This window comes from Bacillus cereus group sp. Bc010, from assembly GCF_027716745.1.
Taxonomy (GTDB): Bacteria; Bacillota; Bacilli; order Bacillales; family Bacillaceae_G; genus Bacillus_A; species Bacillus_A pacificus.
In genome coordinates, this window is the sequence record NZ_JAQFUY010000016.1 from 40,730 (window position 1) to 56,152 (window position 15,423).

Below are 15,423 nucleotides of genomic sequence, written 5' to 3' on the forward strand. Positions count from 1 at the left end.
TACCATATTTTCAAGTTTTAAATGAAATTAATCATAAAAAATTTGCCCTCAAAATGTAAATTATAAGTAAAATTGAGGGCAATTATAAATATTTTGAAAGGTATTTTCTTATTTTCTTTTTATGAGAATTTCTTTTTCGATATTAGACTATAAAAAATATATATTCCGTAGCCTTGAATTATTGTAAAGCTAGGGATAATGAAGTATCGGTACCTTGTTTGGTATTCGATTAAGAAATGAATAGCTACATAACCGATTATTAGTAATAAAAATAGAGTGTAATGTGTTTTATTTTGTTTAGTTAGGATGAGATAAAGGAGTGATAATGTGCTAAATATCATAGCGGCAGTATACATATACTTTTCATATTTTGTAAGATCCTCTTTTAATGACACCATATCCTTATCTGTCTTTTCCAATGTTACTAGGCTCCATAATGGTGCGGAGTCATAATCTGCCCACATGAGTACAAATTTATCCCCAAATAAAGATAAAACCTTCTGTGGATCAGATAGTCGCTCTTGAATTAGCTTTTTTTGAGCCGCAGTTCGTTCTTCGCCAAGTTTAAGGGACATAATATATTCCGCATCTGTACCAGAATAGCCACCTTTTGTTTCATGATTAAATCCTACTGTGAATTTCCAAAGCGGATCACGATTAGATAGAGGGTATTGTGTGATTCCGGAATATATAAATGAATAACTTACAATTTGATGTAAAAGGAAAAATACAATCAAAATGCCACCAAGTTTTTTTACAGAAGTAAAAATTTCTTTTCTTGATTTTCCTAATATACCTTGCAAAAAGACATATATAGTTATTGCAATTAAGATTATAGCACCAAGTGGACGCATGATGTCTCCTAAAGCTAGGATAGCCCCTATAAAAATCCACGTATACTTATTGCTTAGGCCTTTTGTAATTAATAAATAGAAGCCTAGATAAAATAAAAATACAGCAAGGTGTTGATTTGTTAGTACAGAACTCAATACAATACTTGGGATATAAAATGCATATAGTAATCCAGCTATTCGTCCAGACCACTCATTAAATATATAAGAAGTTATTTTATAAATTAGTAATGTTGTTCCTGTACAATAGATTATATTTAAAAATTTTAAGAGAAACGTCCCTTCGCCAAATAACTTAATAATAAAGGCTTGGTACATTGTAAATCCAAGTTGGTAAACCCATGAAGTATAATAAGTATTTTGTGCGAAACTAAAGTCTCCTTTAGCAGCTTGTATAGCGCTATGGTACATCATTGCAAAGTCTGTTTCTACAGGAGTTTGAATATTGAGCACCCAAATTAATCGAATAGAAAAAGTCAAAATGATTAGTGAGATAGAAAATGCCAATTTTGACATATATTTATTCGAAATATAGCCAAAAAGTAAAAATACAAGACCTATTAGAATAAGGACTGGTACTAAAACTAAGAGGCGAGTATCATCATGTTCTTTAATCACTGCTACCGAATGCCATGTGATAGCACCAGAAATAATTAGACATAGTACTAATAAAATTTTCACAAAAAACGTATTAAGTTTGAGAGAGAACGTACTTTCCATTATATTTGAAAACCCCTTATCAAAATTTATTACTGATTCAACTTAACTGCCCTTTGTACGTTAAGTTACAGTATAAAGGGCAGGTTAGGTAATTAAGAGTTTTGTTGTGCCCATTCTTCTATGTTCCAAACCTTTGTAATCCAATCTTCATAAAAGTCCGGTTCGTGACATACAAGAAGAATTGTTCCTTTATATGCTTTCATAGCCTTCTTAAGTTCCGCTTTTGCTGTAACATCAAGATGGTTTGTCGGCTCATCAAATAGTAGCCAGTTACTTTCTTCACCCATTAGCTTACATAAACGAACCTTTGCTTGTTCTCCACCACTTAATTGACTTAACGGGCGAGAAATATGTTCATTTTTTAATCCGCATTTTGCTAACATCGCACGAATTTGATGCTGGTCTAGGCCAGGGAATGTATTCCATACATCATCAATTGGTGTTATATTATCAGCTTTAACTTCTTGCTCAAAGTATGCTGGCTCTAAGAAGTCACCAAGACTTGTTTTACCACTTAAAGGTTTAATTTTACCTAAAATTGTTTTTAGTAACGTTGATTTACCAACACCATTACATCCAACGATAGCAATTTTTTCACCGCGTTCAATTGTCATTGATAGCTTTGGTAGTAGCGGATGTGTATATCCAATTTCTACATTTTCACCTTCAAAGACGAAGCGACTACTTGCACGACTTTCTTTAAATGAGAATTCAGGTTTAATTGCTGTTTCCGGGCGATCAATAAGTTCCATGCGATCAAGTTGTTTTTGACGACTCTTTGCACGACCTGTTGTTGAATAACGGGCTTTGTTCTTTGCAATGAAATCTTCTTGCTTTTTGATAAACTCGCGCTGCTTTTCATAAGCGTTTATATGTTGATTTTTATTGATTTCTGCTAGTTCTAGGAATTTTTCATATGTCGCTGTATAGCGTGTCATTTTTGTGAATTCTAGATGGAAAATAACATCAACACATTTGTTCATAAATTCCGTATCGTGAGAAATTAATAAGAATGCATGTGGGTATTCTTTTAAATAATTTGTTAACCAATGAATATGTTCAACGTCTAAATAGTTAGTAGGCTCATCAAGTAATAACACTTCTGGTTGTTCAAGTAATAGCTTTGCAAGCAATACTTTTGTACGTTGTCCACCGCTTAGTGCTGAAACATCACGATCTAAACCAATTGCATCAATTCCAAGACCACGTGCAGCCTCTTCAATTTTCATATCTAATAAATAGAAACCACCTGCTTCAAGTGCATCTTGTATTTCTGCCATTTGCTCAAGAAGTTCTTCTAGTTCTTCTGGTGTAGCAGTTCCCATTTTTTCTGTAACTTCATTTAAAGCTTTTTCCTTTTCAAATAGCGGTAAAAATGCATCCGCTAGTATGTCACGAATTGTACGTCCAGGCGTTAAAACCGTATGTTGATCTAAGTAACCGTAATGTGTGCCCGGTGTCCATTCTACACGACCTTGGTCATGAATAAGCTGACCAGTAATGATATTCATGAATGTTGATTTACCAACACCGTTTGCACCAACTAATCCAACGTGCTCACCTGCTAGTAATCGCATAGATACATCTTTAAATAATGTACGATCGCCAAATGTATGTCCTAATTTTTCAACTGTTAATAAGCTCATAGTATCCTCCGTCCAACTTGAAATAGTACCTTGAATCATGATACTAAATTCTTTCATATAATGCCATCATTTCAAAATGTATATATTTTCAAAACAAGCTAATGTACGAATGTTTATTGCTCATTTCCCAGACTTTTATGGTCCAAATGCAGAAAACACACTTGTCCATCATACATTAAAAGGAATACTTGCAAATAAAATGTCTAGCTTTGTTGAAGATAAAAAGATTGCCCGTGAATATATTTTTACACCAGATGGTGCAAAAGCAATAGTTGAATTAGCTTCACATGACGAGGCCTATGGACAAAATTGGAACATATCAGGTTATGGTGCCATTACAGGTGAGGAATTGATTTAACACATACGGGAATTAACGGGATATACAAAACGAATAATAACTGTAAAAAGAGGAATGATCTAGTTCATTGATCTGTTTGATAAGCAGATCAATGAATTTGTGGAAATACTATATTTGACGGAAAAATCAGTTGTATTAAGTGGAGAGAAGTACGAGAAATATATTGGGGTTGTACCTAGAACCTTTTATTATGAAGGGGAATTGTATATAAGTAAAAAACAAGCTTCTATTTACAATTTAGAAGCTTGCCTTGTTATTGTTTATCTACCTAGCTTTTTATTTACAAACCCTAAAATTAATCCACGTATTTGTGGATCAATTGCAAGGCCAATAATGCCATACAATATACCAGTAAGTACTAAAGCTACTAGTGGTGGTAAGCTAATTAGTACTGTGCGGTATATTGCATAACTAATTATAAATGCTAGTGTATTGAATATTATTCCTTTGAATAGTAATGAAAATCCTTTACGAACGAATAATGAAAATCCGATTAATAATGTAATCTCAGTGAGGATAGCAGCTACAGCAGCTCCCATCATTCCAAATTGGCTACCTAATATGATGTAACTTATGATAGCGACAGCTAATCCAATTGCCATAGTTGTTGCACGTTTCCATTGTTGACCAGCTGTTGTTAAATTATCAGCAAGCGGATAGTTGATAGATTGTAAAATGACCATAAAGGCTAAAATTGCAAGGGCATCACCAGCTGGTGCATATTTTTCACCTAATAGAGTTACAATCCAAAAACTTGGATCGGCAATAAACGGGATAGAAATTCCCATCCCTAAGAAAGACATAAGCTTTAATTCGAATTGAGATAGCTTTCTATGTTCATCAATATTATTTTCGTTTCCAAAAGCAAACAATTTTGGATAAAAGGCTGCTGCAATTACACCAGGTATTTGGTAAAGTACAGCAGGTATTTTATAGGCAGCCCCAAAGAATCCAACTTGTGCTTTCGTTGAAACTTTTTCTAAGATAATAGGACCTAACTGCGGTAAAAGCATAATGATAACGCCATTGACTGTGAAAATAAGTAATTGATCTAAAATGCCTTTATTCCAACCCTTATGAATTGTTGTATAGCGGATTGTCATTATAAAGGCAATGACTCCTGTTACAAGGCTAGATATTCCGTACATAGCAGCAACCATCATAAGTGACCATTTAAATGACATCCCTAGCAGAAGAGCAGCTGCGGCCGTCACACCTTGTAGTACAGAAATAATCGCTGTGAATTGCATACGCTCTGTTACTTGGAAATAGGCCATCCCAACCCCTTGTAAAGTAGCTCCAAACATAGTTGGTAGTACGACCCAATATACCATGGCACGTAAGTAAGCATCAGTGTAGAAGAACTGAGCGAAAATGGCGAAGAGCACAGAAATTACGATAGCTAATACTAAACGAATTCGTAAATAACTGCTTATTAATACGCTAATGTTCGCGTTGCTTCTTGTTCCTTCACGCATAAACGTATGTGTCAAACCTGCATCCGTAAAATAGCAAATGACAGCGGAAACTGCTAATGCAACTGTAAACATCCCGTACTCATCTGGTGAAACATATCTTGCAAAGAGAATTGTTGCAATAGCCAGTACAAAACGAACAGTAATGTTTCCTACAAAGAGGTAGGATGCATTTTTTAGAATTTTATTTGTTTTCATGAGAAAAGACCTTTCTATTCTTTAGGACCCGGTTAGCTTGTCCTATTTGTAATTTTAATTTGTTCACAGAAAGAGAGTATCGTTATATTTTCAGTTTAAGAAAACAGAAATTTAAGTCGTACAAACCAAAGCATTGCATATAGTTTTTTACTACGCTTTCCATTCTTTGAATAGATTTTACGGCAATATTTCTTTATATCTTTCTTGATTAATTGAACTTGTGATTTATCTAATTGAGAGTTTTCTTTAATATATATACAAGAGTTATTGATGACTGTATAAGGAAATAAATAAGTCTCAAGAATCTCAATAAGTGACTGAGGGTCTTTTGTAATGAAATCTTGAGATTTATTATGTACCCAGTCTTTCATACGATTGAATACTTCCAGCTCTTTTGCCGTTTTTAATTCATAATCTTTATATTTAGAAGAAAGATTTCCTTCTGATAAGATTCTGTAATATGTTAAGTATTCATCGACATAGCATACATTTGTCACACTCATAAGTTTAAATAAAAACTCCAAGTCTTCGCCCCAACTACATCCTGGTGTAAAACGAATGTTATGATCTATTACGATAGATTTTTTGAAAATCCAAGTACTTGTTTGAGCAACAACTTGATGTGTTAGGAATGCTTTTGTCATATCACCTTTAACAAAGTTTGTTGTATGTTCAACCTTCTCGCCTGTTTCTTCGTAGAAATTCATATAACCACAATAGCACGCGTCCATTTCGTTTTTATGCATACTTTCGACTTGCTTCTCAATTTTAGTTGGATGCCATAAGTCATCGCTATCAAGGAAAGCGACATATTCTCCGCTAGCATTTTCTATACCTGTATTACGGGCTACTGAAACGCCTTGGTTTTTTTGATGAACGTATTTTACTTGCCCTGGGTATTTTTCAGCAAGATTTTTTACGATAGAAGGTGACTGATCTTTACTCCCATCATCTACAATTACAATTTCGATATTTTTATATGTTTGATCTAATATTGACTGCATCGTTTCTTCAATATATTTTTCCGTGTTATACAGAGGTATGACAACAGAAACAAGTTGTTTTTGTTCCATCATAGAATTTTTATCTCCTCAAGTTTTTTATGTCTTGCACCATATATACAAGCCTTTTGAAAGGAAGAAGATTACAAGAACATCTGTATAATTTTAACGCATATAAACTTTGTAAATCAACTTTCTATTAAAAAGGTGGTGGCTTATGGTTAATTCTCGTATTTCAAACGGCTTTAATATGTTTATTGCATAGAAATTCTTATTTATACTATTTTTACTTAGTTAGTAAGTAGGGTATATTTATCGGAACGATTGTGAAGGGGAATAAATGATTATTGAGAATAAAAAACCTCTTAATTTTTGAAATAAATTAAGAGGTTTTTTATATTGGCTTTGAACTATTAGATTAGTCTTTGTCTGGCTCAGTTGCATTTAATTTTTGCTTTAGTAACGCATAATCTTGCGTTAATGTTACAAGTTGATGATGTTGTTTAGAAATTTTTCTTGTTAGGTCAAAAATTAAGATGAAACAGAATAATAATCCAAATAAAAATAAAATGGAAGGGGGGTATTCTACTTTTAATAGTTTTCCAATCCAGTTTATAATTTTATCGGTAGAACTTAAAATAGCCATTGCAATACAAACGAAAATCCATAAAACAGCATATTTCGTTTCTAAAGTTCCGCGACGAATAGAATTAATAATTAATAATAATAATAATAAAATAAAGATGAATGAAAAGGTAATTATAGGCATTTATTATCAACCTTTCACGATTTTTTGCATCAATATAGCAAGACTTACCTTAATCATGTAATATGCAGATTTAAAAGGTGTGATAGAAGATTGTCCACCTTGTCGCTCTTGCATATTTACAGATATTTCATTAATGCGAAGTTTTTTCTTTTTTAAATGAATAAGAACTTCTGGTTCTGGATAATCTTTTGGATAATTGTGTGCAAAAATTGTAATTACTTCTCGATTGATAGCACGATATCCAGAAGTTGGATCCATAAATGTTTGTTTTGTTAGTACTTTCAATAGGGCAGTAAAATAAAAAATACCGATTCTTCTGGAAATACTACCTTTATATGCTGTTTTTTCTGTAAAACGTGACCCTAGTACCATATCGCATTCATCTTCAGCGATAGGCTTTATAATTTTATATAAATCATCTGGGTTATGTTGTCCATCAGCATCGAACTGAATCGCAATATCATATCCATTCTCATATGCGTATTTATATCCAGTTTGTACAGCTGAGCCAATACCTAGATTATAGGGTAAATTCACAAGGTGAACAGGAAATTCTTTTACGATTTGAGCTGTTTTATCGTGTGATCCATCATTAATAACGCAAATGCTTAATCCAGTAAAATGCTGTTTTAGTTTTAATAATCTTGTTAATGTATCTGCAATTGCTTCTTCCTCGTTATACGCTGGAATAATAATTAACGTTTTTGGTATTGAAATTGGTACTTCAATAGTCATTACCGCACCATCCCTTATATACTTAATCATATTATGGTTATTTTTAAACGAACTTTATTTAATATACCATTAACAGTATAACAAAATAAAGGAAAAGCTGGTGCATGATTTAAGAGAACAGATTGAGAATAAAAGGATAAGAGAGAATATTTTGTATAAAAAATACATGCAAGGAAGAAAGAACCTATGCATGTATATGGAAGAGTATCGTATTAAATATTCCAAGGTTTATTTAAAGTTAAAACCTCAGCCATTTCTTTACTTTTTAAACGTCCTTTTTTTCTATTTTCCGCGCGTTCTGAACCGGTTGTGTGTAACCAATGTTCTTCCTCAGTTTCAGGAAGTACTTGTGGTACGGACGAAGGTTTTCCATCTTTTATTGCCACAAATGTAATGAAGCAAGTGGCGGCAATTCTACGCTCGCCTGCTAATAAATTTTCTGCGATTACTTTTACGAAAACTTCCATTGAAGATTTCCCTGTATAACATACAAATGCTTCATAACAAACAGAATCAGCTTGGTGAATTGGGGTTAAAAAATCAACTGAATCAATAGATGCTGTTACGCAATGTTTACGACTATGTCTTGCAGCCGCAATTGAAGCAATACTATCAATTTCTGCTAATAATTTCCCTCCAAAAAGTGTTTGGTGATTATTTAAATCGTTAGGAAAAACACGTGTTGTTTTAATTGCTTTTGATTCTCGCATGAATTTCTTTTCCATATATTCAGCCCCTATAGTCTGTTTTCAATCAGAATAATATGTGTAAGTGGATTACTCATATTAGATATTTAATAAAGTAAAGCGTATTCCAAAAGAGGATTATTTAAACTTCTGTATTTGTATTCATGTAACTGAAAGAAAATTTATTTTATCTAAAATGTAGTGTAAAAGAGGATTCGCTTACATTGCAAGTAAAAAGTAATGACTATGTATTTGTCATAGAAATTCCCTATCAGCCGTGTACCCATTCATGATAGAATCGTTTTGTTATGAATGGAAATAGAGGTGCAATGGACATATGAATCATATACAAACAAATTTTTCATCTTTCTTCAATAAAATTACGATTGGTGCGATGCTCGCATTTTTTGTTTATAGTTGTTGGACAGCATTTGAGACAAGTAAGCAATTTTTTGGAGGAAGTACAACAAGTGTAACAATCATATTGGCAATTTTCGTCATACTCATTTTGTTAGTGGCATCAATTTTACAATATCGTTTTACAGACAAACAATTTCTTATTTTTCTTATAAGTGTATCTATACTTGTGAGGCTTAGTATGCTGTTATTTGTAGATGCTCCAATAATTGGTGATATGAAAATGATGTATGAGTCTGCAAAGGAGATTGCAATTGGTAATAATATAGGGAATATAACTCATTTGCCGTTTATTATATATGAGTCAGTAATTATTCGTATATTTGGTAATACATTATTTGCTTTACAACTATTTAATGTGTTATTTTGCGCAGGAACTGCACTTTTTATTTATCGTATTGCGGCAATGGTTTTTGGAGAAGAATGCGGTCGTATTGCTTCCACATTTTATGCTCTGTATATTCCAAATATATTCATGAGTTCCGTATTAACTCCTGAGTCACTTGCAATGTTTTTATTTTATTTTGCTTGCTACATACTTTTATATAAAGGATTAGATCATCCTTATATGTGGGTGTTTTCAGCGATTTTATTTGCATGTAGTAATATGATTTTCCCAATGGGATTATTTCTTCTTATTTTTATCACGATATATGTATTATTAATTGAAGTGTTTCAATCAGCAACGAAACAAAAAGTGTTACTAAAGACGATAGGGATACTTATTCTGTTTTATAGTGCTCATTTTAGTGTGAATTATGGAATTAAGACAATGGGACTGTCACAATATACGATTACGAATGAGACGTATGTTCAATCTGTCTTAATTGGAAAAACGCAACGTGAGGAAAAAGTATCGAAAAATCAAAGTGTAACAGAGCATATTGATCAAAAGTTAAAAGAGATTGAGGGAGAAAGATTTAAACTTTTAGAACCGGTGATAAATCAGTTTTCAGATGAGGGAATAAATTCTATTCTTTTTAAATGTGAAAAACTGATATATATAGCGGTAACATTATTTATGACTATAGCTCTATTACACTTCCTTATTAAGAAACAACAAAACGAGGGATATATGTTGTTCTTATTGTTAATTAGCGGATACGTATTGTTAAAGCTCTTCCAAGTCGATATGGCATATTATAATCTTATTGTGCCAGCATTGTTTATTTTGCAAAGCTTTGGTGTTTATATGAGTTATGTGTATTGTCAAAAAATATTCTTTAGAAAATAAAAAGAATCCAATTTGGATTCTTTTTTTGATGGAAGATGAATACTAAGAGCTAGTAGAGATAAAAAATCGCTACTGTAATCGCTCTATCGGTTCAGTTCTAGTTGTAAACTATCAGCTGTTAGAGCCATTTTTGAGGAATCGTCTTGAATTCCTTTCATTACTTGTGAAATGGTTTCTAACTCATTTTCAATTTTTTTATTCTGTTCTTTTGAGTTAGACATGTCTTTTACGATTTCTTGGAAGTATTGATCCGTTGCAGACATACTATCAGTTCCTTCAGATACGAGAGAGCTAATTTGTTTCACGGAAGAAGAGACACGAACAATCTGTTCATTTGTTTTTTCAACGAGCTTTGTAACGTTAAATATAGATTCTTTCGTTTGCTCTGATAACTTTCTAATTTCTCCAGCTACAACAGAAAAGCCTTTGCCAAATTCCCCAGCACGCGCAGATTCAATTGCAGCGTTTAGTGCGAGTAAATTTGTTTGCTCGGCAATTGATTTTACAATATCTATAATTTCGTTAATTTTGTTAGAAATATCGAGAAGTTCATGTGTATCTGTAATAATCGTTTCCATGTTCGTTTGAATGTATTCCATTCGTTTATTTTGCTCATTTAATTGTTCTTTACCTTTATTTGCTTTTTCTTCTGATGTTGTAGCTAATGACGTACCTGTTTTAGCAATTTCTACAATCGTTTCAGATTTAGCGGTTAACTGCTGAATAGAAGCACTTGTTTTTTCAGATACAGATGCTAGTTCTGTTGCAATATGCGTAATGGTCATAGCTGTTATTTCTTTTTCTTTTTCAAGTTCTTTTTGCATTCTTTCATATTCAGATTCATAAGACGCAATAACGAGTTCTTGTTCAAGAGTAAGTAATTTGTTTATTACGTTTATAGAATAAGAAAAATCGTCAATTGTTGTAATTTTCGTTTTTAAAATCTTCATGATAGAGCGGAATAATTCTTGATAAGCGGCAGTATACCATTTTCTATGTAACCCAATTTGTACATGTCTTTTTGCAATTCTAACACGTTGTTCAATAAAGTCTTCATGCATATCTCCGCTAAATAATTCTTTTATATGTGTTTTTAAAGTTTGCTTTAGTTTTGGAATAGAGCTATAACGTTCGATAATCGTAATTAAATTAGGCTGTTTTGTAATATTGGAATAGAATTTTTCAGTAATCCAATCAATTTCTTCATAAATAAAAGGCTGTAGTACCTTTACGATTTGTAAATCTTCTTTTGAAATATGTAGCATATCCATTTGAATTTTCAGTTCAGAATTAGTAGGAACGTTAAAAGTGATTTGTTGATTCTTACTTAATTCAAGTATACTTACGTTTGTTTTATTGTTATGTTTTTTAAAAACCCCAAGCATCGTTCTTCCCCCTTGTTTGTAAAGCGTTTTTATTTTTTAGTTCTAATATAATTATATATATTTATATACAATTACTCTATATTAGTGTGTAGAATAGTATATAAATTAAGAGAATTCCATATAGAATTCTCTTAATGACCTTTATTAATTTTAGCATGTGTTTTAAAGAAAACTGGGAAATGTACATTATATATGACAGTGACAACACGAATAATGAAAGTTACCAATAAACAAACATAGAAAGCCAATACGTGTGCCCCCATTGCATATGTGATTAGGAAACTAATTGCCCCTAAAATAGAAGCGATTGCGTAAATTTCTTTTCGGAAGACGTAGGGGATATCTTGAGCGCAAATGTCACGTAAAATACCGCCTCCAATACCTGTAATGACTCCCATTGAAACAACTAAAAATGAGGCGTCAACATGATGTGACATTGCCGCATTTGCACCAATAGCTGTAAAAACGCCTAAGCCAACAGCATCTGAAAGCATAATAACAACTTGAAGTTTATTGATACGCTCAAAAAACATACAAGTAAATAATGCTGATAATACGCTTACGAAAAAGTAAATGGGTTTAACAAATGCGACGGGAGGCAGGTTACCGATCATAATATCACGAATAATACCGCCGCCGAGCGCAGTAGCTACAGCTAAACAAAGGACACCGAATAAATCTAAATCTTTTTTTAAACCAACTAATGTACCAGAAATGGCAGCGGCGATAATGCCAAGAAACGTAAATATATCGATTAATAACATGGCCTTAATCCCTTCCTCTTAAAGATGTTCCAGAGAAAAAATATACACTAAAGTATTGGAAATAACAATTACTTTTCGCTACATGTAGAAAAACGGATAAAATACATAAAGAAAGCGTTTGAAAATGTTTGGAAAATAGCTATAAAGTAATTTGAAGAAGATATGAAAAGATTAATTTTACATTTTTTTGGTGTTACCTAATTGGTGAAATGTTACAATGTTAGGTATGTTGTTTACATCTGTATAAAATGATAAAAAAATATGTATATACTGACAAAAATAAGGGGATGGTTGTTAGATAGTTTTTGTAAAAATAGGGAGTATAGCGAAAGGACAGTAATTTCTATTACTGATTAATACTTGTCCTGGCTAGTTTTAGCTGGAAAAATAGTTCTCGATTTGAATATGAGTTATGTTATAATTGCTAGGTGTGTTTGAATGATAAAAAGTTATGATTAAAAGATAATGTTAAGATTTTGTATGGAGGTCTTGGAATGTTAGCAAATCAAGCTAGGGTTAGATTTGAGCGGTTTTTGCTCTTTTTTATTATTTTACAGCCTGTTTTAGATTTATTAACGTCTCTTAGCATCACTTTATTAAAATCAAGTGCTACCGTTGGAATTTTAGTAAGATTCCTTATTATGGCTGTTGGTGGTATTTACATTTTAATTCAGGCAAAAGAGAAGGAAAATAGAAAGTTTTTAATTTATCTTATATTATTAGCCGGAGTTTTAGGGGTAGGATTTATTAATAACAAACTAGTTAAGGATCCTATTGTACTTGGTGAAGAAGTTAAATTCGTTGCGAAAGCATTATATATATATATCATGCTGGGTTCATACATTTTAGCTTTAAAATCATTGAAAAAGAAAGTTAATATTAGTGATAAGGTTCGAAATAGTATTGTATATTCTACATTAATCATTAACGCAATTATGGTTATTTCTATTTCAACATCTACTGACTTTGGTAGTTATGAATGGATGAAGGTAGGTTCTCGAGGTTGGTTCTATGCAGGGAATGAACTAGGTTCAATCTTAGCTATTATTTTCCCTATTGTGGTACTATATTCTATTCAAAAGACAAAGAGCTGGAAACACGTTTTATATTGGATTCCATCGTTTTTAATGATTTACTCATTAATTCAGGTCGGTACGAAAGTAGGAATGGGCTCAATTGGTGCTACGTTAGCGGCAGCAATCGGGATCATTGTACTACAATTATTATTTGATAGAAAAAATCCGAACAAAAAATCCCTTGCGCTTAATGCAGTAATTGCTATTGTCCTATTAGCTGGTGTAGTTGGAACGTTTAAACAAACGCCATTAGCACAAAATATGGGCATTCACAATAACTATTTATCAGAGCAAAATGTGGCACAGCAAGGTCAAAAAGAAAAAGAAATTAAAGAGAAGCTGAAAAAAGAGCAAGAACTTAAAGCAAAAGAAGAAACTCATCATAAAGGTGAAAAGCCAGAAGAAAAGGCAAAGATAGAAGAGGAAATTAAGAAAGAGCTTGAGAAAGAGCAAAAGAAAGAAAATCAAGAAAATCTTATTTTCAGCGGACGTCAAGTATATGAAGAAAGACATAAGCAGTTCTTTAAAGAAGCGCCAACGTCACAAAAGTTATTAGGAATGGGTTATGCAGGTAATTTTAAATATAATGAACAAAAGCAGCCAGATCCAAAGCTAATTGAAATGGACTTCCATGATTGGTTTTATGACTTTGGGATTATTGGTTTTGCATTACTAATGATTCCATTTGTTTATTACGGCTTAAGAATCCTACTAGTATTTATTACAAGGTTTAAAGAGATATTTAATATAAAATATGGAATGATTGCAGCAAGCTTATTGTTAGCATTAGGTATTGCTTATATTGCAGGACATATTTTAACAGCACCAGGAGTTGGGATCTACTTTGTAGTGGTGTTAGCTTATCTAATTGTAGACTTAGAAATTGAATGATTAAAATAAAAGCTAACTTTTGTTAGCTTTTATTTTTTAGTACAGTAAAATAAAGATAGATGGAAATGTGGCGAGGATTTAAAGGAGGAAAAAATATGAGGATATTGCATATGAATGCAGGAGCAGAAGATGGGGGAGGGAAAACACATATTATTTCACTTCTCGATCAGTTTCCAACTGGTGAAGTAGAATTAGCGGTATTTGAAGATGGGATTGTTGCGAAAGAAGCAAGAGAGTTAGGGATAAAAGTCCATGTGTTTTCACAAAAATCCCGCTATGATTTATCTATTTTAAAGAATATAAGCGAATTCATTAATAATGAAAAATTTGATATAGTTCATACGCATGGTCCTAGGGCTAATTTCTATGTTTCTTTAATGAAAAAGAGAATAACGGCAAAATGGGTAACGACTATTCATAGTGATCCATTTGAAGACTTTACTAAACAAGGCTTAAAAGGTTGGATTTTTACGAAATTGAATTTGAAAGCCTTAAAAAATGTAGATTTATTTTTTGTTGTAACAAATAGATTAAAGAAAAGTTTAGCTGCTTTAGGCATTTCTAATGAAAAGATGCATGTTATTTATAATGGAATTGAATACGATAAGGAAAAAGCAGAAGGTTATAATAAAAAAGAAATGTTCAATATTGATGAAGATGTATTTACGGCAATCCAAGTAGCACGATTGCATCCTGTGAAAGGACATGAAGTTCTATTTGATGCGTTACAACGAACAAAATTAGAGAAAATTAAAGTATTGTTAGTTGGTGATGGCCCGTTAGAAGAAAATCTAAAGTCATTGGCTACTGAAAAAGGGATTAATAATAAAGTTGAGTTTTTAGGGCATCGTCAAGATGTAAAACAATTATTTGCGTCGTCACATGTGAATTTATTAACCTCCCATAGTGAAGGGTTCCCACTAGTTTTATTAGAAGCGGCAAATCAACGCGTACCATCAATTGTGACTAGGGCTGGAGAGATTGAACCATTAATTGTAGATGAAACGTACGGATGGATTGTGCCAACAGATGATGGAAGGGCATTAGCATTAGCTTTAGAAGAAGCGTATGATAAGTGGAAAACTGGAGAATTAGCAGCAATGGGGAAACATATTTATGAGCATGCTATTATGAACTTCTCACTTCAAAAACTATATGAAGATACAAAGGAAACATATAAGCAATTAATAGCGAAAAACTTGTAATGATAGAGAGGA

12 protein-coding genes and 2 pseudogenes are annotated in these 15,423 nt (G+C 32.4%); 4 read left to right on the top strand and 10 right to left on the bottom strand.

Features of this window, described 5'->3' with window-relative positions; translation table 11 throughout:
- Window positions 1-119 precede the first annotated feature (119 nt).
- Window positions 120-1,571: an ArnT family glycosyltransferase gene (locus tag PDQ68_RS17575; protein ID WP_016719052.1), complete on the bottom strand. Its 1,452-nt coding sequence runs from the start codon at window positions 1,569-1,571 to the stop codon at window positions 120-122.
- Between the two features lie 92 nt (window positions 1,572-1,663).
- A complete protein-coding gene (locus PDQ68_RS17580) occupies window positions 1,664-3,217 on the bottom strand; it encodes an ABC-F family ATP-binding cassette domain-containing protein (protein ID WP_029141243.1) in 1,554 nt (517 codons plus the stop codon).
- An 88-nt stretch (window positions 3,218-3,305) separates the two neighbouring features.
- Between PDQ68_RS17580 and PDQ68_RS17585 the strand changes: the two are divergent.
- Window positions 3,306-3,773: pseudogene (locus PDQ68_RS17585) on the top strand (Rossmann-fold NAD(P)-binding domain-containing protein); the annotation flags it as partial.
- A gap of 62 nt (window positions 3,774-3,835) precedes the next feature.
- Here PDQ68_RS17585 and PDQ68_RS17590 read toward each other — a convergent pair.
- From PDQ68_RS17590 to PDQ68_RS17610, 5 genes are all read right to left on the bottom strand, one after another.
- The gene (locus tag PDQ68_RS17590) at window positions 3,836-5,248 is read right to left on the bottom strand and encodes an oligosaccharide flippase family protein (RefSeq protein WP_016719048.1); all 1,413 of its coding nucleotides are present in this window, start codon (window positions 5,246-5,248) and stop codon (window positions 3,836-3,838) included.
- Window positions 5,249-5,343: 95 nt separating this feature from the next.
- Window positions 5,344-6,324 carry a glycosyltransferase family 2 protein gene (locus tag PDQ68_RS17595; RefSeq protein ID WP_061184146.1) on the bottom strand — a complete coding sequence of 327 codons (981 nt, stop codon included), beginning with the start codon at window positions 6,322-6,324 and terminating at the stop codon, window positions 5,344-5,346.
- 343 nt (window positions 6,325-6,667) lie between these two features.
- On the bottom strand, window positions 6,668-7,018 hold the full coding sequence (locus tag PDQ68_RS17600) for a DUF2304 domain-containing protein (protein ID WP_001121774.1): 351 nt from the start codon (window positions 7,016-7,018) through the stop codon (window positions 6,668-6,670).
- Between the two features lie 6 nt (window positions 7,019-7,024).
- On the bottom strand, window positions 7,025-7,753 hold the full coding sequence (locus PDQ68_RS17605; RefSeq protein ID WP_000151538.1) for a glycosyltransferase family 2 protein: 729 nt from the start codon (window positions 7,751-7,753) through the stop codon (window positions 7,025-7,027).
- Between the two features lie 212 nt (window positions 7,754-7,965).
- Window positions 7,966-8,478 (bottom strand): acyl-CoA thioesterase, encoded by a 513-nt coding sequence (locus PDQ68_RS17610; RefSeq protein ID WP_000412121.1) that lies wholly within the window; start codon window positions 8,476-8,478, stop codon window positions 7,966-7,968.
- 298 nt (window positions 8,479-8,776) lie between these two features.
- Between PDQ68_RS17610 and PDQ68_RS17615 the strand changes: the two genes are divergently transcribed.
- Window positions 8,777-10,090 carry an ArnT family glycosyltransferase gene (locus PDQ68_RS17615; protein WP_061184147.1) on the top strand — a complete coding sequence of 438 codons (1,314 nt, stop codon included), beginning with the start codon at window positions 8,777-8,779 and terminating at the stop codon, window positions 10,088-10,090.
- Window positions 10,091-10,173: 83 nt separating this feature from the next.
- Here the strand turns inward: PDQ68_RS17615 and PDQ68_RS29020 are convergent, their stop codons facing one another.
- From PDQ68_RS29020 to PDQ68_RS17625, 3 genes and pseudogenes are all read right to left on the bottom strand, one after another.
- On the bottom strand, window positions 10,174-10,914 hold the full coding sequence (locus PDQ68_RS29020; RefSeq protein WP_370530095.1) for a methyl-accepting chemotaxis protein: 741 nt from the start codon (window positions 10,912-10,914) through the stop codon (window positions 10,174-10,176).
- Between the two features lie 63 nt (window positions 10,915-10,977).
- Window positions 10,978-11,475: pseudogene (locus PDQ68_RS29025) on the bottom strand (protoglobin family protein); the annotation flags it as partial.
- Between the two features lie 131 nt (window positions 11,476-11,606).
- Complete coding sequence (locus PDQ68_RS17625) at window positions 11,607-12,239, bottom strand: trimeric intracellular cation channel family protein (RefSeq protein WP_000924376.1); 633 nt, start codon at window positions 12,237-12,239, stop codon at window positions 11,607-11,609.
- Window positions 12,240-12,733: 494 nt separating this feature from the next.
- Here PDQ68_RS17625 and PDQ68_RS17630 point away from each other — a divergent pair, with 494 nt between their 5' ends.
- Window positions 12,734-14,206 (top strand): O-antigen ligase family protein, encoded by a 1,473-nt coding sequence (locus PDQ68_RS17630; protein ID WP_061184148.1) that lies wholly within the window; start codon window positions 12,734-12,736, stop codon window positions 14,204-14,206.
- Window positions 14,207-14,301: 95 nt separating this feature from the next.
- Window positions 14,302-15,411: a glycosyltransferase family 4 protein gene (locus PDQ68_RS17635; RefSeq protein WP_001221234.1), complete on the top strand. Its 1,110-nt coding sequence runs from the start codon at window positions 14,302-14,304 to the stop codon at window positions 15,409-15,411.
- Window positions 15,412-15,423: the final 12 nt, after the last annotated feature.